The organism is candidate division KSB1 bacterium (genome assembly GCA_034521575.1).
GTDB lineage: Bacteria > Zhuqueibacterota > Zhuqueibacteria > Residuimicrobiales > Krinioviventaceae > JAXHMJ01.
Genome location: JAXHMJ010000001.1, coordinates 478,382 through 501,907 on the forward strand (window position 1 = coordinate 478,382; position 23,526 = coordinate 501,907).

Consider the following 23,526-nt stretch of genomic DNA (forward strand, 5'->3'; position numbering starts at 1 on the left):
AAAGATAAGAAATGGAAAGATTAGAATACAACATAAAGGCTTATGACAAGTTATATCGAAATGAATCTGGTTATTTTCCTGGTTTTCATGATAAACAAATGTCGGGTATTAAAGAAATATACGAGAAAGTTTTTCAAAAAAATTTAATTTTTGAATCAATTGACACAATTGTGGATGTGGGTTGTGGTAAGGGCGAGTTGCTAATTTACCTCTTTGAAAAGCACCAACAGAAAAACTATATTGGTATCGATCCATCTCAAGAGGCGATTGACAGTGCAAAAAAGAAAATTAAAAGTATTAATTCAAATGGTAAAATATTATTTTTGAATTTGGCCGCTGAAGGTATATTTAGTAATCCTGAGTTTTCTAGTGCAATAATTGGAACGTCTTTATTGATTAGTATGGGGCATTCAATACCACATTTTGAGGAAAAGTGGTTGGCAGAGTATGTTGATAAATTTAAACCCAAATATGTATATATTGATTTTTATCATAATTTCGGGGAAATAATTGATCAGCTCAACAATGATGAAAAAATAAAAATCGAACCTAAAAATTTTGAAAATGAAGAAATAACAGCTTTGTTCACTGAAATGAAAAATACAGGTATTATCAATCGAGGCATATTGATAAATAAGGGAGGTTCTGAAACAAGAATTATTGAAACTCAACAAAATTTTAAAAAACCTGAATATTACAAAGAAGTTATTTCAAAAAAAGATTATTTGTCAATCGTGACCGATGAAATATATTATCTTGGATATGGTCCTATGAAAGGATTTCTGTTTTGTTATGAATCAGATATTGGAAGAATTATAAATGATAAATATTATGAATTTATTTATGGGCAAATTATTTCAAAAATTATGGAAAAAGACTATATCAAGGCTTTGTTTGAAGTAACAAAGATGAAATGTGAAGCAGTAATTCTACCTTTTGATAAAAGGTTGACATTTGCAAAATATTTTTCAATTGATGCAAGTAAAGATGATATCCCTAATGAACAGATGCTTGTTGATTCTATTTATAATACTCAGGAAAAATATCCAACTGCGCATGGATTATTCATGACTTTTCTTGATAAAGTAAGCGTATCAAATATAATACCACTCACGGAATGGAAAGAAAAACTAATAAATAAAGTCGATAAATGTTTTGGAGATAATATAGAAAAACCATTTTTTAAAAAATGCTCAAAGGGAAATAAGCTTGATAAGGAAATTCCATTTTTTATTATTCCTTTTTATTTCGGTCAATTACCACTTTTTGGTCTTGTTTTACAAGTTGATAATGTACTAAATAAAGAGTTTCTTTCTGAAGCAGTATTTTATGCATTTTTTAATGATGTATACAATTTAATAAATATTGAGATTGGCAAATTATTTAGAGATAATGAAATAGTTGGTAATTTTGTGCTTAGTAGTATAAATGCACTTGCTAATGCTGAGGGAACAAAAAATCGAGATGATGCAATAAGTGATTTTAAACGGCATTTTGCATATGCCAGAGAAAAACCTTGGAAATCATGGATCATTACATTACCAACTGTGGAGATCAAGAAAGTCAAAAGAATAAATGCAGAAAATGACGAATTTATCCAGTTGGTCGAATCTTGGCTGGAGAGGGGAAAAATGGATGAATATGATATTGTTAGTGAGTTTTTTAAAAGGTTGGATTTTTTTTCGGGGGGGAATCATGATGAGTGTTGTAAGGCGCATTGTGATATTTTAGCAAATGCTGGTAATTTGGAATCAAATGTTTTACTTAATACTATTGTCAATACAAATGTCTTTAAGTGGTTAAAAAATAAAGTAAATTTTATAATCAATAACAAAAACACTAGCCTTTCGACAAATAAAGAATGTCAAGAGTGTTTTCAGTTATTAAAAAGTGTTTTTTGCAAGTGCCAAGAAAATAAGGGGAATGATTTTCGGTTTAGATTGCTTAGATTAAAAGGTGTACTTGAGATTAAATTGATGGACAAACAAACATCAATTAAATATGATTATTTCCCAGATGTAACACGTAAAGATGAGAGTTGGTGGACAGGTGGATGTAAACTTAAGGATCCCTTTATTCAATTAGCTAATGACAAGACCGATAAAATAATAGATTTACTTGAAAATGGTTTTAAAAACGATAGTATAAAAAATATCACTTTAGGGAAAAACAAAGATGAATATTTTTTAAAAATTAAATTAGTTAAAATATTTAATAATACTGCAATGGGACGGGGGCAGGATTACAATAACGTCAAAAAGTGTTTAAAAATTTTGGACTCTAATTATAAAGATCAAGCTTTCCAGGAATTAACTATAAAATTTGAAATAAATGATGATGGAAAAATGAGTGATTATTTTATATTAGCATATAGAAAAGAACAGGAATATTAAAATGAAAATGTACTACTATGATTCTACTGAAAGAAAAGAAATATTTAAGTGTTTGGATGTTATTGAATTGATGCCCAAAGCTAATATTGATCGAAATGATATTTTGTTTCTCCATTGGAATGATTTTGTAGTGATAAATAAAATATTTATGAATTTAATTGTTAGCTCTCCATGCCATTTGATATTTTACTCTGGTGACTCCCCTGATACTTTTCAAGAAAGGTTCAAAAAAGCGATAGAGGAACCAAATGGTAGAATTAAAGAAGATTTAATTAATCATCAAAAAGATGATGTTTTTTATTTACCTATCATTTTTCCAAGAGAAGATGATGGAATAAAAAAAAATCTGCAAAAATTTATCGAGAAATGCAAAGAAAAATTTATTGATCCAGAAAAATATTTTACAATGGGAAAATTTTCAGAGGAATATCTAGTAGATATTTTATCAAAACTGGTTATTTTATCACATGTGCCTGTTGTAAATCATGAAAATATTTACCTAAAATTAAAAAGTAAAAAATTAGAGATAAAAGGATTATTAAAAAGCCAGAGTTGGGAAAAAATATTCAAAAATGCAGATAAAGAAGAACTTTTTGATGCTTTGAATAACCTAGATGAAGAAAATATTGATCTTGATAATTTACCCAATCCTATTAACGAATTTGTTCAAGAATGGTCGTCAATAATTGAAAAACATGTTGAAAAGTAAAAAGAACCTTGAATGGGAAAATAAACGTGCTTATCTAAATCATGATATATTAGGTAACCAGCTTAGAAATGAAGTTCAAAGTCTCTTGTATCAAAAAAAATATGATGAAATTGATCGCTTGGAATCCTGGCTTTCACTTGAAGATGAATACCGAAAGTTTATTAAAAATGCTATAGAATACCTGCCTCCAACGGATATTGTTGACTCTTGCCTTTTCAACGGTCTCAATCAAGAAGAAAAATACTTTTATAAAGAAATCATTTATGAGATATATATGCGTACCACAAAATTGGATGAAAGTGTCAAAAAGTTGGATAAATTATTAACAGAAGCAATTTTAAGCATCAAAGAATTTATAAATACCGAAAATTCAAAAAGAACTGATGAAATGTTACTTCAAGTTCAAAAAACAATAGATTCTCTTAGTACAGAGATATCAAAACTTCCTCATGTAAAAAAATCAACAAATTAGATAATGAATACTTTGCCCAAAATATTAATCATAGACGATCAGTTTGGCCGATGTGGTCTCGGCAAACAATTTAAAGAATATGTTGATCCACGGATTTTTAAATCCTATAAAGCTGACAGGAAAAATCTTTGTTATAATTACGGCCTGATTGATATAACAGGAGATTCAAATGCAATAGAACGAAATTTAGGGATTGCGGAAACAATTTTCTGTCCCGGGCAAAAATGGAATAATACGGAATCAAAGATTGAAAATGACTTGGGTCAGGTGCTTGAATTTATTAGTAATGGATGGCCATTTAAAAAAGGAAATCGTTGGTCTCTTATTTTACTTGATCTGGCATTTGTTCAGGGAGAATTAAATCATTTCGGTGATCCCCAGGAACGCACCATGTTCGGCAGGGATGTTATTCTTCCTCGTTTGAAAAAAGAGTTTGGAGAGGATTTACCCATAGTCATTCTCTCCAGCACGCCGAAAGAAGAAAATAACCCCCTGATCCGAAAGGCGGGCGCGCTTGATTTCATTCAACGGATTCCCGGAGCCGGAACTCCGCCTGATGAAGCGCGAAAAAGATTGCAAGACGTCTTGTATCATCACGGTCTGCTTGAGGATGAATCGGGCACGATTATCGGCAAGTCTCTGTCTGTCTTGAAAATGCTGCGACAGGCCAGGCGTGCGGCTTCAGCAGGAAAGACCATGCTTTTATATGGGGAAACAGGAACAGGCAAAAATCTCCTGGCTCAATATATTCACACGATATCTGAGCGAAAACAAGCGCCGTTTGAAATTTTCAATGCATCCAACTGTCCTGCTAATTTACAGGAAGACACCTTGTTCGGGCACTGGAAGGGCGCTTTTACAGATGCCAAACAAGAAAAGGCGGGAATGTGGGAGCGCTGTAATGGCGGCACTGTTTTTATTGATGAAGTGGCCTGTCTGGATCCGAGTGTCCAGAATAAATTGATGGAGCCGATTGAATCGCAAAAAGTCCGGCGTTTGGGGCATGCTCCGGACGGGATGCAATCCATAGATATTGATGTCATGACGATCCTGGCCACCAATCGGGATCCGTATTATCTAAAGGAAACAGGCGTACTCAAGCAGGATTTTTTAAACCGTATCAGTGCCAACGTCATTGATATACCGCCGCTGCGTGAGCATAAAGAGGATATCCCTGACCTGGTACATCATCTGAGCCGCAGTATGTTTCCAGATTGGCACGGCACGTTTTATAACCAAGCCATCCGTAAAATCAGAGATCATGACTGGACAGAAGGCAATATACGGGAATTAAGAAATGTGATATTCGCTGCGATCAAGGATAATCCGGGACAGGATATTACACAGAGCGATGTGCATTTTTTTGAAAAGGATATCCATAACAATAGACCATCAGTGGATGTATTGAGTCATGAACAACTATGGGAGGAATTTACAGCTGTATTACTGAAAAATCCTGAAGATATGACACAACGGGAACGGAAACTGTATCGTAAAAAGTTCAACGGGGTTTTTACGGATCTGCTTGCCTATATACTCAATTGGTCATTGTTATTGAACAACGACGCCACCAATACAGCACGTTTTCTCTCTGGCTGTTCAGAAGATATTATGGACAGCAGCGCAGCCCATCAGTTTTTGACAAAATATTTAAAACTTGATACAAAACGAAAAAATGTATTAAGAAAATTCTTGCAATATCCAGCTTCTGAACAAGAAATTATTAAAAAAATAATCGAGAAATTCAATGGCGAGTAGTGAAAAAATTGATATATGGATAGCATCGGAAGATGATTTGTTTTGTTCTTTTTTAGAAATAATTATTGGGTTATTTGATATAAAAGATCTTGATGTTCATAAACTAAATAAAAATAGTAATGATAGAGATACCTTGATTAAGGTGTTTCATGAAAAAAATCAATTAAAACCTACTCAAATAATCATACAGCATATCCCATACATTAATTTTAAAGATAGTAATAGAAATAAAAAAGAAACTTTAAAGCAGTTAACTACTGATATAAACAATCCTCTCTTTTATCGATATTCTTTTAAACGATACAGAAAAGAAATTGGCAAAAATAAAAAAAAGAACATTCATATAGCCTATAAAAATTCATGCCATCCAATTCTCTATTTGACCAATCAAAGGATTACAGAAGCAGAACAGGAAAGAAAAGGCGCGCTTTTCCTTGACTGTTCCATTTGGAATCGCTGCATCTGGCTTCAAGACCCCCTTTTTCTTGTCCGGTTTTACAACAGATTATGCGATTATAAGACATGGATTGACGAAAAACTATACGAGCGTACGGTTGCACTCGAAGTCCTGGATTACCATATCCGCATGCTTGAAGCCCAACGGATTGAAGATATCGATCCCGGAAATCGAGGCGGCCATGGAGAATCGCTCGGGAAAAAATTGGGGGGGTGGCATAGCGAAACAAAGTATAATGACAAGTTTATTAAAGAATTTGGTTCCAAAATTTATCATCAACGTCGTTTCCTTGTGGTCGATGATTTTGGTCAGAATGAATTGCGTAGAATAGATAAAGGCGGAAACGGCAATTTCAATAAGCAAAATGGAGTAAACAAGAAAAAGGTTGTTAAATTTTCTAAAGGGTATTATGTAGATGCAGCACTGAATAAGATATATAAAGAGAAACGAGCAGAGTTTGAAATCGCATTTGCAGCAAACCTGAGCACTGCGAATAAAGATTTGAAAAGACAAAATGAAGATTTTTATGATATTATTCTGCTCGATTATTTGCTTCACAAGGACGCAAATGAGGATGAATTGGGAAGTCAATTAATCTGGAAATTGATAGTAGGAACCCAGTCTTATCATAAACTGGATAATCGATTCTGGATATTTCCCATTTCATCCTGGTCTTTTGCGATGCTGGCAGAAATGGAATCCGGAAAGACAGATATTGTAAACAGCGTATATTTTTTGGATTCAGGAGCTGACCCCGTAACCATGCCGTGTCTTTTTCGATACAAGCTGGCAAAATTTTTAGATCAACAAGTTGAAGATGTGAATAAATATTATAAACGATTTGAATCCATTATTCCGGATGACTTTGCGGAAATTGACGAGTCGAACAAGCTAAAAGATATATCAAAATCCTGTCTGAGAGAAGTCGTGCGGCTGCAGGCCAAGATTGATGGCCTGAAACAGAACGAGAAAGACGGAAGTCTTTTTGCAAAATCGTTTCTCAAGAATTCCCCATCAAAATATCAGGCCCAACACCTCGATCATTTGCAGCATTTGCTTTACCTGGTCTCTTATGGATCCGGACTCGAATGGTCTGAAATGTGGGAAGAATGCCGATATATAAAAAATAGAGTTTATGAAATGGGTTTTGATATAAAAAAGATTTCTCTCCTGATTAAAAATATTGAGAAATACATCAATCAATTACATCATAATTATGATATTTGAATATGACATCAGGTAAATTTTTTATTCTCGATCCGGATTCCACTTTGCATGAAGGCCAGGCCATATTTCGGTATCTGCCGGTGACGAAAAAGACTGCTGATCCTTCGTCCAGAAACTGTCCATGTGATAAAAATGACCAAACCTGTCCGGATTTGCCTGTTTATGTCGTAATCAAACCCAGGGCAATTGATTTTTATTATCATGGTATAGATCCCGGCACTGATAATCATGTACATATTTGTCTTTTACATTTGCCGTTATCATCCAATTTGGCCATTAAAGATAATCTTACAAGTGTTTTAAAAAGTATTTATAATCAATCTTATAAATTAGGGGATTGTTATCAAATTAAATATCAATACAATGAACTGGCCTATTGGAATTTACATGCATTTTCAGCGGATAAATTCTCTAAATGTAAACTAAAGCAACCCCTTAATACAGCGAGTGTCATCTCTGGAATAGAAGACAATATTTCATTTTGTAAACTCCTTCTGGATTTTATCTTTGATTTTGAGCATTCCCCGGTATTTCAAAATGCTCCAAGCTATGAGGAGATAGAAATTCACCTCAAGGAAAATTATTATTTTTCCGCAATTGCAGCCAAGGCACAATACTATTATGATCGGGAGAGCTACCGTGAGGGTAAGCGCGACCGTGATTCACGGGTCATTCCAGCCAGCAAACTCGCCGACAGTGAAATTCAGTGGCTGAACATTCTCAGGCAGAAAGAAGCGAGTGATCATTTCAGGAACGACACAAGCTGTTCATGAGCAAGTTGAGACAGAATATCGGTCTGTACTCTTTGGTCATAAAACGGATAAATTCAACCGCTTTCAATGGCGTGAACAGCTTCAAAGAACGCGGAGCAAAGGGCCGAATTATGATGAAAAAAATCGCCGGATACTGAGGGAATCGGCCAAATGGTTTTTGCGCCGTTATTCCATTTGGAACTCTTTGCAATGCGTTTTATCATACAAGGAACGTCAGAAATATACTTTTTATTTTCTTTTTTTGGTTTTTATTTTCGCCGTTCCGGCAGTACTGCTGAATATCTGTACTGATACAGAGTCGACATTCATCGAAAAAATGTTTACCTATTTTACTTACGGCACGGCTGCTCTCATTCCATTTGCTCTATGTTTTGTTATTCATTTTCGAAAATTTGTGCTGCCTGTTTTTGGTTTGTTTATGCCCCGGTTGATCATGGCCATATCCTCGGCTTGGTTGCTATTTGTTTCCACAGAAGAACTCGTCAAGACGTCTTTCTATGTTGGTGCCTGGAAAAGCCCTGGGTTTTTTTAATGTTGCTTCCCATTTTGATTTTTGTGGCCCTGGAAGTCAGGAATCTGGCGCCGGATGTAAAGAAATGGCGGATTTGGAGCCGGGTTATAGGAGTGGTGTGCATCGGATTGTTTTATTCCCTGGTGACGGGTCTGTTTTTTACTCATTTCATCAGCCGCGATATCATAGCCTATTCAGGGTACATTGAAACGTTCTGGGAAAGAAATCTGAACAGCAAAGACTATCAAACCCGTTTTATTCCTTGTGAAACAGATTCGGCTTATTCAGTTGCAGCGGATATTTTAACGGATCGAGGTCAGGGAGATAAAAAACGATTTTACAGATCTTTATACTGAATATCGTAAACTATGTCCGGATTCATTGAAAGCGACGAAACTCGCACGATTCCATCGTGACGCCATAGAAAACGGCATCCCTGTACCAAGGGAATTATTATTAAAGATTATCAAAACCGATCGGTTTGACAGAAGAAAACTGGTTGACAATTTGACTGAATTCCGGGTTCAAAGCGGGGGAGGCCATAGGATTGCCATGAGAGTTCCTTTTTCCAAAAAGGGATGGTCTCTCTATGTATTTCCCGGTATGCTGCTGTTCCGGGCGATTTTTGCGTTGTTTGTGGGAATGTTCATTGAATTGATTTTTGAAGATAAACCGATAACAGAACCGTTATAGGGGAATAAAAATGGATTGGAAATGGATTGTTGGCGGTATAACTTTTTTCGTCTTGTTATTGTTTTATAGGTTTTATTTACGGCACACAAAAATTCATCAATTGCTGCTCGGCCAGCGCATCAAATTGGTATTAAGAACAAAAGAAGATGAAACGCTTTCTAAAGTGTTGTGTGATCTGGGGAGAATATATTGTTCAAGCTATAGAAAAAGGCATAAAAATTAAAGAGAAAAAGATCAAGGATAAAAAGATTTTTTTCAAAGACATTTATGTTTTCAATAATTATGAGACGCAGACTACGTCCTGAATAAGAATGGCGAGTTGGTAGGAGAGGGAATAATAGACCCGTTATTTGATAAAGTCTGTCTTGTTGAACTAAAGGCGACTGAGGAGAAAAAGGAGGAAGAAAATAACGGGAAATGAACACTTTTAAAATGCGGGCAGATATTTATCTGACTTTGCATATTCAAGCCATTCTTAAAACTTGTGTGAATGGATACAGTTTTTTGCCTGTGGAATCCAGTGATTTGCAGGTGTTGATATTTAATAATAAAACTGTTCGTCTATTTTTCTTTATGAGTATTATTATATGCTTGCATTACTGACTAGTAATTTGTATGTTTTTATGATGGGGCATTCATTGCAGAGGAGTTTTAAGGATGCCTGTTTTGAAAACCAGAATCAAGGGTGAGAGACCACCGGGAGTCATCTATGAACTACGACCGCATCCGAATCGCCAGTGAAAAGCAGAGCAGTCGGGAATTGTACGATCTGTTCGAAGTGGATATTATCAAACAGATCCTCGGGGAAGGCAAGGTTGAGAATCAAAAAGATTATGTTCGTGCCGTGTTTGAAGGCCGGGATTTCAAGATCACGGATAAAATGGCGCCCAAACTTTATCAAATCTGTAAAGAAGTTCGGGATGCGCTGGAGTTTGAGGAACCGATTGACTTTTTTGTCACCAATGCGCCCGACATCAACGCGGCCGCGATTTATCGGCTGGAAGAGGAACATCGGCATTTGATCTCTTTGAACTCGGGTCTGATCGAACGCTTTAATGATCAGGAACTGCGTTTTGTCATCGGACATGAAATCGGTCATCTGATCAGCCGCAGCGCCGAGCTGGAACGCATCATTCAGTTTGTGTTTCCCGATGAAAACCGCATGCCGCTGGTATTGAAAAACAAAATTTACCTGTGGAGAAAACTGGCCGAGTTATCGGCGGACCGCTATGGCTATATTGCGGCGCCGGATCTGCAGGTCTGTGTGTCGAATTTCTTCAAACTGTCCTCGGGTCTGGATACCACACGCATCGCCTTTGACCTGCAATCCTATTTTGCTGAAACCGAAAAGATATTGCAGAATTACACCTATTCTTCATCCATTCAGGATACCTTTCATCCCATCAATCCCGTGCGCATCAAAGCGCTCAAATTGTTCAGTGAATCGAAATTGTATCATGAGCTGGATCATAACTCTGAGAAGCCGGATGAAGACCTGAGCGGCGAGATCGAGAAGCTAATTGACTTGCTCATGGTCATGGATGATTCCGAAATCGGCGCGCATCGGAAACATTATCTGGCTTCGGGCGGATTGTTGATTGCCGGACTGGATGGTGAACTGGATCAACGCGAAGTGGATCGCATTGTTCATTCCCTGGCCTCGTTTACCATGTTTCCCAGCCGCTTTCTCAGCGCGATTATCGAATCGGAAAAGGTGCAGGACATATTTACTCAATCCTGTCAGAATGTATTAAAACTCAATCCCGGTGAACGGCACGGCATGTTTTATTACCTGGTCGAGATTGCCATTTCAGATCATGACCTGCTGCAAAAGGAAATTGATGTGTTGTACGATATCGGAGAAAAGCTGTTCGGGTTTTCACGCATAGAAATCGCGCAAATGATCGCGGAAAAGGTGCATCGGGAATTTGTGCCGAGGTTCTTTTTGCATGGCAATGCGTCAGGACAGGAATGATTCAGAATCGATAGAATGAATTGAAACGCAAACCGCGGGAGGTATTATGTGTTTTTTGGGGAAAAGCGATTCAGTGGTCAAATTATTTTTAATTGTTGTTTTAGTATTCTTGAATACCGCCACCGCCCAGTTCACCCAACAGCAAGATGAAAAAGGCATGGATTTGATCATTCTACTGGACCGGTCCGGCAGTATGCCTGTCAGCGATGAAGATGGATTGGCGGTTGCCGCGGTTAAAGCTGTCGCCAGTCAGATGGCCTTTCTGCAGGGCAGGAACCGGTTGTTGTTACTGCCGTTCGGCACCCAGGTGCATTATGTACCGCAAAAACAGGACGCACAGGAGGGTTATTTTACCAATGATTTCAAAGGATTTATGGAAGAGTTGGATGAATTCCAGAAACGTTATCCGCTAAAAGGGGGATACACTGATCTCGAAATGGCCATGTTGAAAGCTCGGGAAATCTTTGAAACACAATCTTCAAATGATCAGACAAAACATGTGATCGTCATCACGGATGGCATGCCTATTCCCGATTTTGAGCGATATCCTTCTCTGAGCTCAGACCAGATGAAAAAAAAGTCCCGTGACAATATTCTGAAAATTGCGAAATTATACAGCAGACGTCGCATTCGCATGACCTTGTTCGGTCTCTTTAGCAAAGAGAAACCGAATGATAAATTGCTCGCCACGGCTTATATGAATAAGATTAAAAATCAGTGCGGCGGCAGTTTTGTCGAGGTTGAATCAGCCAGTGATATTATCAGCAATGTACTGGAATTTTTTCCGGAACCTCCCGATATCCTGGATCTGTATCAGGACCCGTGGAACAAAAGCATCAGCATCCCGCAAGAGTTTGCGATTCAAGAGTCTCAGGTTTATATTGTCATGGGACGGAATCAGGTCAGGCAATTCCCTGATTTGAACATAACCGGAAACCCGACAACGGTTTATGATAACAACGGCAATATTGCTTTTATTGCCGTTCGCACGCGTGATCAGCAAATCCTCAAACCGTCAAAATTGCCTTTTACACCGGATATATTTATCAAAGGGCGAACGCGGCTTGAACCCGCATTGAACATTACACCCAGACGCGAAGAGTATGCCGCCGGGGACCGGATCAAGTTTGTCGCTGAACTAATCGATCCGGACACTCAGGAATCCGTGCCGGTTCAGCGGATTAGCGGTGATTTTATCAGTCCCGAATACTCGAGTCGAATTTATTTCGACAGTGACAGCGCCGAGTTTACCATACCCGACGAAGCGGAAAATTCAACCGCCAAATTGCGGCTGGATTATTTCCTCAGTGACCACATCAGTCTGACTCAGATGCTGTACTGGCCGATTGCATCGGTGCACTATAATCGCTTTATGATTGATCCGGAACTGACATTCATAAATTTCGGTGAACTGGGCAATCGTCTGGAAACCACATACAATCTGAGTCAATACAAACTGACTCTGGCCGAACCCAACCTTCGGCGTATCGAGCCCAAGGTAGAATTCATGTTTGACGAAGGGCTGCTGGCCTCGGACTGGTTTCCGCAGGATTACAAGCTCCCCGCGATCAATCGTTCCCGGGGAGAACAGATACGCTCTGTTCCGCTTAAGGATATCAGCATCAGCGTGCCGAATTACCTGCCGCCGGAATTCAAGGATAAAAAATACACCGGTATGCTGCGCTTTTACGCGGATAACGTCGAGGAACTGCTGATCCCGTTTTCACTGATTTTCAATCGGCCGGACTGGGATCTGCCGTATCAGTATAAAAACGAACGTACCGATGATATTGTGAATGAAAACAACCTGTTATTCATTAATTTTTTCAACAATATATTCCGCAGTAAAAAACTGTTTTTACCGCTGCGTCACAATTCCGCGTATGCGCAGGCGGTGAGCGTGCGCGTGGACAGTACCCTGAGTCACGGTGATGAATACATCGAAACCAAAAAACTGTCCCTGACCGGCGATCCGGAAAATGACCTGGAGCTGGAGGCGGGTAAAACGAGCCAGTATACACTGCGTCTCAACCGCAACGGTAAAATTCCCTCGCAGACCTATGAGGCGCAGATCAGACTGACCGGCGCCCGCTTACCGGCTGTGACCATACCGGTGAATATTTCAGTGGCCGGCTCCTTTGCGAGTTTGAGAAATCCCGCGTTTTATCTGGTTATCCTGTTGTTTCTGGTGCTGGTTGTGTTAGTCATTCGGCAAAAAAAACAAAATGCCATCCACACATTCAAAAATCAAAACTCGATGACCCTGCCGGTAAAAGTGACCTCAGATACGCAGAAAAGGGGGAAGACGATCTAATTTGTCCGTTTAAAGGCATTCGCAGTGATGATGTCATGTTTGACTTGTCCGGTGGTTATCCGGTAATCAGAAATGTTCAGCGTCCTGATGTCAAAATTGAACGTTATGGTGAATTAATGCCGGTTCAGGGAGAAACAGAATTACAAGACGGAGATAAGATTCAGCTATTAAAGCAGAGTAAATCCACCATTACCCTGTCCATTTCGCGAATCGAATTGCCGGATGAACGACCTGACGGCAAAGCACGGATTTTGTTTAACGTCAATATTGACGGACCGCGGGAAATGAAATTACCGGGAACGGTGCTGAACCGGATCATTTTCCCTGCCGTCATTTTTCTGGGAGCGGATTTGCTGCTCGGGTCCTATGCCAATGTGCCCGCAGAGATCATTCTTGCTGTTCTGTGCAGTGTTTCAGTGCTAACCTTTATGGCAGGTCTGAGAAAATTGGGCGTATCTGCTTTATTGCTGTTGATCGTATTATCTCTTGTTCTCATCTAAGGAGGAATTATGCAGACTGTACCGAACATGACCAAAATTCTGAACCCGCAGAAAACCTATATCATCGGACTCGGCGGTTCCGGTGTCAAAACAGCTGCGTTGATCAAATTTTACCTGTCCAGATTATTCGATCTGGAAACCACGAATTTTTTCAGGTTTCGATTCATCGACTGCCAGGAACCGGCGCTGGAAATCGGAAAAATTGATCCCGGGATTAATGATATCAATGAAAATCTGCAGATTGGCGTTGATATTACGGATGGCCTGGTTAAAAATAACTATATTGAAAAACGCCTGGAGCCGTATTTTAATAACTATCATGCTACAGATAATCGGGTCACAGGCACAAAGGACGGAGCCGGGGTCACGCGGCCCTATTCGTTGATCAGTCTGTTTGCTCATGTGGATGAGGTGTATGACAAACTGGCTGAGGACTTTGCAGCTTTGAGCACGGCGGGAACCCTCCAGCTGTCTGATGATGCAGAAAAAGAGGGCTATGAGATTCAACGCCATGACAATGATGTCCCGAATATTTTATTGTTTTCCTCCCTGACCGGCGGAACCGGGGCCGGCGCCACACTGGATATCGCCGCATTGGCGCGCCAGGCCGCTTCGAAAAGCGGCAACAATCCGAAACTATTTGCGTTTCTGTTTCTGCCGGATGTGTTTACAGAGTCTGTAAATGATCCGGATATCCAGGACATTACGCCTGAAAACATCAAACAGATTCAGGCCAACGGCTATGCCGCGCTCAAGGAGCTCGAATATTATGTGAACGGAAATCGCTTTTATTGTCAATACAATCATAATATCACCGTGGATATCAGCAATGATCCCGGTGAAAAACTTTGCGACAAGATGGTGTTGATCAACCGATACAATACGTCCGGCAACACCCCGGTGCACAATCCCCGGGAAGCATTTAAAGCGACCGCGGAAGGCGCACTTCACTTTATCACCTCTCAGATCGCCGGAGATCTGCCCAATCGTATTATTGACAACCGCATGGACGGACAAATGTTTCCTGCCATCGGTGTGCATCTGCCCCTCCGGGACAATGGGCGCCGCAAACAATTGTACGCGTCCATGGGTATTTATACGATTGACATCCCCGCGAATGAAATCCGGGATTGGTTTACACTCAAAGTGATCGACAATTTCTTTAAAGACATGCGCAAAACACCGCTTTCGCGTGAGCAGATTCAACCTGTTGTCAGAAACAACACCCTGAGTGAACGCGATGATATATTGGGTAAACTGGGGATTCTGCATTTTTCCGGAGGGCAAAGCCGGTTGGTCTCGCAGAAACCCTTGATCAATAAAATGCTGTTTAAAAAGCTGAAAGGATTTGTGCAAAAGAAAATTCAATATCCCGTTGAACCTGATAGTCAAAATAATGTTTATCGCTCGGTTAAAGAAATTTCAAAATTGAAAGACTGGGATTGCAACGGCAAAGGTACTCTGTATAATGATTCACAAAAAAAGATAAAAGAGGTGTTGGAAAAGTTTCATAGCGATTATATTCATGACTTTAAAAATCCCAAAGAAAAAAAATTGATAGATTTGTATACGGACTCAAATCTATCCCTTGATGAGATGATCATCGAAATCATAAACGGCAATGAAGAGATTGGCATCTCTGATATCGAAACGATGCTGACCATGATCATCGAGGAACTTGACGAGTTTGAAAAGCAATTGCTGGCTTTTAGAAACAATAATAAACTTCGATATTTTTCGATTTCCGAAGATGTTCAGCAGCTGACCAAAACCATCGAGGCTGAAAGCAACTGGATCCAGGGTTTTGATTTGAAACAAGTTGATGATTTCAAGGAAGAATGGGATTTAAAAAAGGTGAATATAATTCTAAAGTTAATCAGATTGTTGGAAACATTAAAAAAAATCTGGATGTTTTGGTTACTGATGAACTGGTTACCATGCTGCAGAATCTGATCGAGGACGTGAAAGAATATACCCTTTCCATGCTGAACGAACCGGATTCGCTTTATCAGACCATACGGACGGGAGAACAGCAGTGGCGACAGAACATTACTAATGAACTGGACAATGTCAAAGACCGAATGTTCAAACATCAGGATAATAATTATCCGCTGGGTACGCGCTATGTCCCGGATGAAAATGAACTGGAGTCCTTGTTTGCAACCGGATTCAAACGATTAAAACCTGAGAAAGTTGCTGAACTTTTAGGCTCCGGGAATATAAACATCAACCAACTTTTTGAGGATCAGGCTTTTGATCTGGATAACCTGATATCCGTGCTAAAGGAAGACATATACGGGATATTTGAACCGTTTTACAGGAATCTGGTTTTTGATGATCAAACCTTGTTTCAATTCGGCGAGATCCAAAACAGTCAGCGGGAATTGATGCAAAAAGCCTCGCCGTTGTTGAAACATGATGAATCGAACCTCAATACCCAGTCCTATCGTTATTGCATCAATCCGGTGGACGAAGCGAATTGGAGACTCTCGGATTATAACAACATGACCGGCAACAACCCCTTGAAATATACCGTATTCGAATACCGGGACGGCATTCCCGGAACCGTGATCTTTCATATCGAAAATTGGCACGATCTCTATACGGATTTTATACGCAAACGAAAGACAGATGCCAATCCAACCGGTGATGATACCATCCGGCCGTTACATTTGTTCAGAGATCCTATATTTTTTGAGACGTATATACCGCAGCGGCTCGTCTCTATGATAAAAGACAAGAAAACAGCCAGTAACTTGGCAGAAGCTGTTTTTCAAGCCGCCTGCAAACGAAATGTGATTGTCGCCCATAACGGTTCTTTTAAGTATCATGGTGTCATGGCCTTTGGCCCGACAAGCAGGGATGACTTTGTCAATGAAATGTCGAATAATTTGAGTTTTTTATGGGATCTTTACGAAGCGATTTATGATGTGATCAAATTCACAGAGGATGTGCCAAAGTCGTTGCGGGAGCTGAATAAAGAGATTTTGGAAGAAACGCTAAAGGGATCAAAAGCTGAATAAAAACAGTATATACTATAGTATATACTGTCAGCTCATATTTCAAGTACAAGATAATCAATATAATATATCCCGTAAAAAATTGGCTTGTTCGCTGTATGCATTTGATTTTTATCCCGTTCCCGGCTTGCGGTCCCTCGGGCGTGAATTGAAACGAATTATACGTCTAACGATGCGGTCTGCCACAAACGAACACCTAAATCGCGCGAATCTCGGTAATAGTACCGACTACGGCCAGATAGTGACTGTTCGCCGGCATTTCATATGCAACGATTTTGTCTCCTGATTTCATGATGCTCCCCTTTCGGTTATTTAAAAATCATTCCATATTTATCACAATCTACCCATAGCTGATCCGGGAGCGGATCAAAAAGATGAGCTTTGGCCGGTGATATCCAGACCGGCTAATAGGTTTCATTGCCTATATCGAGGTCTGTCTGAGTCAGCAGTATGCCATGATAATCTATTTTATAATCAATTCTGCCGTTGATATTGCGAAACATGATTTTTCGTTTGTGGCGTTCTACCCTGCCCTCACAGGTTCCGTCAGGGTCAAAGACAGAGTTGACGAATTCATCGTTTGTTTCAGCATACTTTACACCGTCGATCATGATCATGATGTTCCTCCTTTTACCATTATTTGCATTCATTTAAGCCAAGTTGTTCAGGAATTACATTATAATAATAAGACCGTTTTCCCGTGTCGATAACCAATTTATTGTCGGAGGCGAAATACTGCACTTTGTTCTCCAGGAGCTTTGCTCCTTTGGCGTACCCATAGGCGGCACGGAAATCACCGTGATCGGCTTTTTCTTTGCAGATTCTGACCCATATTTTCATGGCATAGACTCCTTTACAGAAATTCAAGCATACCATAACCGCGCAAACAGCTGCAGACGTGGCCAGATTAAAAAAGCGTAGCGGTTGAACCACACTGTGAAATTGCTCGAAAAGAGTTACCAGAACAGATAAAAACAAAAAGAGACTGCCCCAGGACAAAGCCCGACGTCTGCGCCGCCTGAATTTCATGCCAACTCCCGCCCTGCTGTGCGCGGTACGATGGCATCGAAATAAATATGCAAACAGCGGATCTGCCCGGCATGGCCGCGAGGTGTCGTATCAATGCCGCGGAACGGCGAACGCACCGCTGTTGAAAGGTGCCGGCTGAACCCCCGCCGTATTCTATTACATAGTCGGAGGGTAATTTGTTGATAATTGCAGCAGGAGACGTCCAGGGAGCGCCGGCCTGACCGCGTGGTACCTGGGAACGCCTGCCCGGCAGGTAGACCAGTGCAGGCTGCGAGAGCGAGACCGCTGCGGCGAGTGCGGCACTGTCCGCACCGAGGGCGCCGCCGGATGCGATCGAGGATCCGGATATGCAGAGCGCCCGGGAAAAGTGGTAAATATTTGAGAGCTCGGATTCTGATAAATGGCGAGAGCCGAAAATTCCGACGTGATCAAATGCGCCGGATATGACGGTTTTGGAAGTGTAAACATTTTGTGGTTCTGTTTTTTGCATGCTTTGTAATCCTTTATGTTATTTAAGGAGAGCCTGACCGATTAGCCAGGCTCTCTATAAAAATACTTGGTGTCCGGAGAAATTTAATTTGTTAAACTGTATGGAACACAGCGAGCTTTAAATGTTGACATTGCACAGCTTGTCGGATGTACCTTCCATTTTTTAGACCATCTGTCTTTGACGCGTGTGGCTTGAAGCCAAATTCGATCCCCTTGTATATCAGTGATTGTTCCCACGACCGCCAAATAATGGCTATCTGCCGGCAATTTAAAAACAAGGATTTTATCGCCCGGTTTCATGGTGTTCTCCTTTCGATTATTTAAAAAACATACCATATTTATCACAATCAATGTATAGCTGACCCGATAGCGGATCAAAAAGATGAGCTTTGTGCGGAGGTATCCAGACCGGGTAATAGGTTTTATTACCTATATCAAGATCTGTCCGAGTCAACAAGACGCCATGATAATCTATTTTGCAATCAATTTTTCCGCTAATGTTACGAAAAATGATTTTTCGTTTGTGGCGTTCTACCCTGCCCTCACAGGCGCCGTCAGGGTCAAAGACAAAATTGACGAATTCATCGTTTGTTTCAGCATACTTTACACCGTTGATCATGATGCACTCCTCTTGTTAATAGTTATTGTTATTAGATAAATTCCAGTTGTTCAGAAATTACATTATAATAATAAGACCGTTTCCCGGTGTCGATAACCAATTTATTGTCGGAGGCAAAGTACTGTACTTTGTTTTTTGCATATACTAAAGACCTTTTTTGATAGTTCAGATTATTGATGATGGTTTATCAGGATTCATATCAAGTGGGCTTTTAATTTTTTTTGAATGTGGGCATTCCAGAATTTGAGTATAGATCATCGTGGTTCTTACATCACGATGTCCTAAAAGATTCTGAACGGTACGAATGTCATATCCGGCTTTGAGCAAGTGCGTCGCAAAACTATGGCGAAATGTGTGGGGTGTGGCCCGGCGTGGTATTTGAGCTTTGTTAACCGCAGCCTTGACCGCTTTTTGCACATGCGATTCATGTAGATGATAGCGGCGGCAAGTTTTCGTGTCCGGAATGCGGGTTAACTGCTTTGCGGGAAAAAAGAACTGCCAGGCCAGTTCTTTGGCGCTGTTTTTGTATTTTAGTTCTACCTGATCGGGCATAAACACACCGGAATAATTATTTGACAGGTCCTGCTTGTGCAGTTTTTTAACGCGACGCAAATGCTCCTGCAGATCCGGTATAATTTTTTTGGGCAACAGGACTTTTCTAAATTTGCGGCCTTTGCCAAATACGGTGAGTGTTCCATTGTCAAAATCAAAATCATGTACACGCAGGTTGATCACTTCGTTTAAACGCAAACCACAACCGTAAAGCAACTGGACAATGAGATTAAAAGGATAATTTAAGTTTACAAGAATATCATCAATTTCTTTTCTTGATAATACCGTCGGTGTATATTTTGTACGTTTTGCGTGTGATATATTATCAAAATGACTGAATTCTTTATCTAATACATGACGAAAAAAGAATAGCAAGGCATTCAATGCCTGATTTTGAGTTGACGCCGAGACTTTTACAGAAAGAAATGTGATGAATTGTTTCGCATCATTGGATTCAATGAGCTGCGGTGATTTGCTTTTTACAAAGGCCTGAAATTTATAAATCCATGTTGTATAGGATTTGAGAGTTCTTGGGGAATATTGACGAATGCGAATTTCTTCAATTAAACGTTTATGCTCATGTTGCCAGTTTTGATCATATGAGCAGGATGTTAAAGTACCGGACTTTTCAGACTGTGTGTTGTTTGATTTTTGCATTTTTGATTCTCCTTTTACGGTTTTTGGTTTTTTCTTTTGAAAATTTTTTTGCCAAACCAGCTGCTTTTCTTTTAAAAATGCGGAGTGATTTTGCAAATGTGCCCGCGCCCGTTCAGCTTGTGTAGGCCGCGCATTCAAGCAAAGTGAGACATTTAATATTTTTAAATGACTTTGGGAGAATGCAGAGGCATTTACAAAGAACGGCGCGGCCGGAACAAGCGAAAAAAAGGGCGGGCAGCGGCGTACCGAAGCGACAGTATAGATACAGTGTTGAGATATAGCCTGAATGAGAAGGAACGCGGTTGCGGGATGAACCGCGGTAGCCGAGCTGCAGGGGAGCCGCCACCATTTGCAAAAACATGGAGCATTTTTTACCTTTGCCACAGCTGGTTTGGCACATTTAATTTTCATTAAAATTACTGTCAAAGATCAGAATAAAAATAGCGGCAGAAATGGTACGATATGAAACATAAGAGGCAAAATAAGCGGGTATGCCGCGGCTAAATGCGTTTTATGTGAAACAACCTGCAACAACAATAAATAAATGCTATAAAGTTCATAAAAAACAGTAGATTAGAGAAAGCATTAAAAAATAATGGGTATAAGAACAATAAAAACAATATATAATAAAAAAAGTAAAAGCTCTCAGATGGATTCTAAGGGTTAAAAATCAGCAAAAAGGTATCAGGGTATGCTTAAAAATAAGCAATTTTACAAAAGTGGGTTATAAAGGGGTTTAAGTATAATAAAAATAGTGGTTGGTTAATGGGGTTGATAAAGGGGGGTGCAAGGGCTAAAACGAGGGCATTTTTGAGGGGGTGGGTGGGTATAGATTTCAGGATTTGAAGCGGGTGCTTGCAGCGTAAACAATGATGAAAACCGGCGCTTTCTGCAGTGAATGCTTGATGCGAAAAGAGAGGGGGTAGCGGAAGACAGGTGCCCGCCCTTTGGGTACGTCATTGACTATCGGCAAAATAATAAAGGGGCGGGTCGCCTGGCTGGAGCGAGGGGGATACTTCCCCCTACAAAAGGGAAATGCCGGTTAGCAATTAAATGGCAAAGGATGGCTCGATGGTTTCGTTTACAAATGAGTCTTTGATTTTGTCTTTTATGATGTGAAATGATTCGGGGACAAGGCCGTTGTGTGAATTGTTCATGTCAGATAGGAATGAATTGTTGAGTGGGATTTTTGCCCCTTCAAAAAAGGAAAATGCAGATCAGCAATTAAACAGCAAAGGATGGTACTATGGTTTCGGTTACAAATGAGTCTTTGATTTTGTCTTTTAAGATGTGAAAAAATTCGGGGACAAGACCGTTGTGAGAATTGTTCATGTCAGATAGGAATGAATTGTTGAGGGGGATTTGTGCCCCTTCAAAAAAGGAAAATGCAGATCAGCAATTAAATGGCAAAGAATGGCTCGATGGTTACGTTTACAAATGAGTTTATGATTTTGGTTTTTATGATGTGGAATGATCCGGGGACAAGACCGTTGTGTGAATTGTTCATGTCAGATACGAATGAATTGTTGGGTGGGATACTTTCCCTTTCAAAAAAGGAAAATGCAGGCCAGCAATTAAATGGCAAAGGATGGATCTATGGTTTTGCTTACAAATGAGTTTTTGATTTTGTTTTTTATGATGTGGAATGATCCGGGGTCAAGGCTGTTGTGAGAATTGCTGATGTCAGATAGGAATGAATTGTTGAGGGGGATTACTCCACCTACAAAAAAGGGAAATGCCGGGCAGCAATTAAATGGCAAAGGATGGGTCGAGGGTTTTGCTTACAAATGAGTTTTTGATTTTGTTTTTTATGATGTAAAAAGATTCGAGATCAAGGCCGCCGTGGGATTTACTGATGACGGATAGAAATGAATTGTTCAGGGGATAGTGTTTTGTGTTTTTTATTTCTTGATAATAGAAATGACCGAAAAGGGCGAAAGGGTTGTCATTCATTAAACACCAGGTCGGTTTTGTGAGCGATAAACCGGCGAATGATTCGAGTAATAAAGCATTTTCACAGATGATACAGAAATTAAATTTTAATTTGATCATAATGAAATAAAGACATGGCCGGAAAATATTAATTAAAATAATGGATATTTCAAAGAAGAAACTGAAAAAAGGGGAAAACGGATTTTACCTGAACCCAAACCGGACATCACCCAAATCGAGCCGATTGATATTGGACAAATAAAATTGGATGAGTGCCGAATAAGAGAATCCGGAAAAAAGGCATCAACAACGTCACGGCAAAAGATTGAAACATTGATAGATGGGTGGGGGCGAAAGGGGCAAGCGGGCGTTGCACGGTATGGCCATAGGAGGAAAATTGAGAAACAGCCCGCTTGCCACACAAACGGGGACGGGGGGTTTGTTCGCGGCACATCCTACAATGAGCCCCAGCGAGAACGATGGGTGCGGGCGGCGCACGTCCTGAGGCCTTGTGACCTTTTTGTAGTAGCCTGGTTTTTTCACAGGCTATTACAATCCCTTCCGGGCGGAACAGGTGGCCGAAGCGGCTGCAGGGACCGGGCACCGTGATGCGCATTGGGGGTGTAGATGCTAAACATCGTAGCATAATAACCAAGCGAAGAATGCCCGGCCCTGCAGTAAGTGAGGCCACGTGCTGAAGCCCCCCAACATGGCGGACGGAACAAGAGCAGAGTCAGAGCCAACGGGGTTGATGTGTGCGTGACAGGTTCAGGCGGATTTTACTACCGACGCGGCCATGTATATGGGGGATGCTTTGAGCAATACCCGGGTGGGGGGAAATGCGGCAAGCGGGCGCCCGGGAGACAACGCGCGGTGTGGCCATGGGCAGGGTTACGTCTGGCCACCTGATAGGGTATGCTGCAGGCGGGTTGGCGCGTTTCGGATTGTCGTTTGTCGGGTGTGTTGGAAGCGTGATGTGGGGTTGATGGTTTGGCATCGATGCCCGCCTGTCTGCATGACCCGCCAGGTGGCCAGCGGGTAAACGGCAGGGATATAACCAAGACTAACGCCCGCTTGCTACACCCAGTGGGAGGGGTTGTTTTTTCGCGGCATGTGTTTTAATGAACCCCAGTGAGAACAAAGGGTGCGGGCGGCGCACGTCCTGAAGCCTTGTGACCTGTTGGCGGTGCCCGGCAGGTTGGCCGGAAAAAGGCGCGGTCTGGCCATGGGCACGGCCATCCCCTCCAGGCGGAACAGCCCGCCGAATGAGGAGCGGATTGCGTAGCGAGTGATGGTTTGAGAATTTCGAGAGGGACGGAATGAGCGGAGCAAACGCACCGGAAGCAGGCGGGTTGTGGAGCCCCCTAACATGGCGGGCGGTGAACACCTGGCCTGCATAAATCCCCGGCGCCGACGCTTTACTTGACGGCCGGCAATTCAGCGCAG

The 23,526-nt window shown here is 40.7% G+C and carries 21 protein-coding genes; 15 read left to right on the top strand and 6 right to left on the bottom strand.

From position 1 onward, the window contains the following. The first annotated feature begins 11 nt into the window (after positions 1-11). The 13 genes from U5R06_02150 (at position 12) to U5R06_02210 (ending at position 16,805) form a co-directional block, all read left to right on the top strand. Complete coding sequence (locus tag U5R06_02150) at positions 12-2,393, top strand: class I SAM-dependent methyltransferase (GenBank protein ID MDZ7721642.1); 2,382 nt, start codon at positions 12-14, stop codon at positions 2,391-2,393. 1 nt (position 2,394) lies between these two features. Continuing rightward, entirely contained in the window at positions 2,395-3,102 is a 708-nt protein-coding gene (locus U5R06_02155; GenBank protein ID MDZ7721643.1) for a hypothetical protein, read from the top strand. Beyond that, positions 3,089-3,574 carry a hypothetical protein gene (locus tag U5R06_02160; GenBank protein MDZ7721644.1) on the top strand — a complete coding sequence of 162 codons (486 nt, stop codon included), beginning with the start codon at positions 3,089-3,091 and terminating at the stop codon, positions 3,572-3,574. Before U5R06_02155 ends, U5R06_02160 begins: the two co-directional genes overlap by 14 nt. Before the next feature lie 12 nt (positions 3,575-3,586). Beyond that, entirely contained in the window at positions 3,587-5,332 is a 1,746-nt protein-coding gene (locus tag U5R06_02165; GenBank protein ID MDZ7721645.1) for a sigma 54-interacting transcriptional regulator, read from the top strand. After that, positions 5,322-7,016 (top strand): hypothetical protein, encoded by a 1,695-nt coding sequence (locus U5R06_02170; GenBank protein MDZ7721646.1) that lies wholly within the window; start codon positions 5,322-5,324, stop codon positions 7,014-7,016. Before U5R06_02165 ends, U5R06_02170 begins: the two co-directional genes overlap by 11 nt. Before the next feature lie 44 nt (positions 7,017-7,060). Further along, positions 7,061-7,789 (top strand): hypothetical protein, encoded by a 729-nt coding sequence (locus U5R06_02175; protein MDZ7721647.1) that lies wholly within the window; start codon positions 7,061-7,063, stop codon positions 7,787-7,789. 531 nt (positions 7,790-8,320) lie between these two features. Beyond that, complete coding sequence (locus U5R06_02180; GenBank protein MDZ7721648.1) at positions 8,321-8,656, top strand: hypothetical protein; 336 nt, start codon at positions 8,321-8,323, stop codon at positions 8,654-8,656. A 25-nt stretch (positions 8,657-8,681) separates the two neighbouring features. Next, the gene (locus U5R06_02185) at positions 8,682-8,993 is read left to right on the top strand and encodes a hypothetical protein (GenBank protein MDZ7721649.1); all 312 of its coding nucleotides are present in this window, start codon (positions 8,682-8,684) and stop codon (positions 8,991-8,993) included. Positions 8,994-9,702: 709 nt separating this feature from the next. After that, entirely contained in the window at positions 9,703-10,968 is a 1,266-nt protein-coding gene (locus U5R06_02190) for a M48 family metallopeptidase (GenBank protein MDZ7721650.1), read from the top strand. Positions 10,969-11,014: 46 nt separating this feature from the next. After that, positions 11,015-13,282 (top strand): vWA domain-containing protein, encoded by a 2,268-nt coding sequence (locus U5R06_02195; GenBank protein ID MDZ7721651.1) that lies wholly within the window; start codon positions 11,015-11,017, stop codon positions 13,280-13,282. A gap of 35 nt (positions 13,283-13,317) precedes the next feature. Beyond that, a complete protein-coding gene (locus tag U5R06_02200) occupies positions 13,318-13,782 on the top strand; it encodes a hypothetical protein (GenBank protein ID MDZ7721652.1) in 465 nt (154 codons plus the stop codon). A 9-nt stretch (positions 13,783-13,791) separates the two neighbouring features. Next, entirely contained in the window at positions 13,792-15,735 is a 1,944-nt protein-coding gene (locus U5R06_02205) for a tubulin-like doman-containing protein (protein ID MDZ7721653.1), read from the top strand. Further along, positions 15,696-16,805, top strand: a complete 1,110-nt coding sequence (locus U5R06_02210; protein ID MDZ7721654.1) for a hypothetical protein — start codon at positions 15,696-15,698, stop codon at positions 16,803-16,805. Before U5R06_02205 ends, U5R06_02210 begins: the two co-directional genes overlap by 40 nt. 401 nt (positions 16,806-17,206) lie before the next feature. Here U5R06_02210 and U5R06_02215 read toward each other — a convergent pair whose 3' ends face one another. The 6 genes from U5R06_02215 to U5R06_02240 form a co-directional block, all read right to left on the bottom strand. Continuing rightward, positions 17,207-17,419, bottom strand: coding sequence for a hypothetical protein (locus U5R06_02215; GenBank protein MDZ7721655.1), 213 nt, complete (start codon positions 17,417-17,419; stop codon positions 17,207-17,209). 19 nt (positions 17,420-17,438) lie between these two features. Further along, entirely contained in the window at positions 17,439-17,642 is a 204-nt protein-coding gene (locus U5R06_02220) for a hypothetical protein (GenBank protein MDZ7721656.1), read from the bottom strand. Between the two features lie 67 nt (positions 17,643-17,709). After that, positions 17,710-18,321: a DNA-processing protein DprA gene (locus tag U5R06_02225; protein MDZ7721657.1), complete on the bottom strand. Its 612-nt coding sequence runs from the start codon at positions 18,319-18,321 to the stop codon at positions 17,710-17,712. An 83-nt stretch (positions 18,322-18,404) separates the two neighbouring features. Then, a complete protein-coding gene (locus U5R06_02230) occupies positions 18,405-18,620 on the bottom strand; it encodes a hypothetical protein (protein ID MDZ7721658.1) in 216 nt (71 codons plus the stop codon). A 16-nt stretch (positions 18,621-18,636) separates the two neighbouring features. Next, entirely contained in the window at positions 18,637-18,939 is a 303-nt protein-coding gene (locus U5R06_02235; protein MDZ7721659.1) for a hypothetical protein, read from the bottom strand. Between the two features lie 165 nt (positions 18,940-19,104). Further along, entirely contained in the window at positions 19,105-20,148 is a 1,044-nt protein-coding gene (locus U5R06_02240) for an integron integrase (GenBank protein ID MDZ7721660.1), read from the bottom strand. A 1,403-nt stretch (positions 20,149-21,551) separates the two neighbouring features. On the opposite strand from U5R06_02240, the gene U5R06_02245 reads away from it, so the two are divergent. Both U5R06_02245 and U5R06_02250 read left to right on the top strand, forming a co-directional pair. After that, positions 21,552-21,764, top strand: coding sequence for a hypothetical protein (locus tag U5R06_02245; protein ID MDZ7721661.1), 213 nt, complete (start codon positions 21,552-21,554; stop codon positions 21,762-21,764). 1,155 nt (positions 21,765-22,919) lie between these two features. After that, positions 22,920-23,066, top strand: a complete 147-nt coding sequence (locus tag U5R06_02250; GenBank protein ID MDZ7721662.1) for a hypothetical protein — start codon at positions 22,920-22,922, stop codon at positions 23,064-23,066. Positions 23,067-23,526 lie beyond the last annotated feature (460 nt).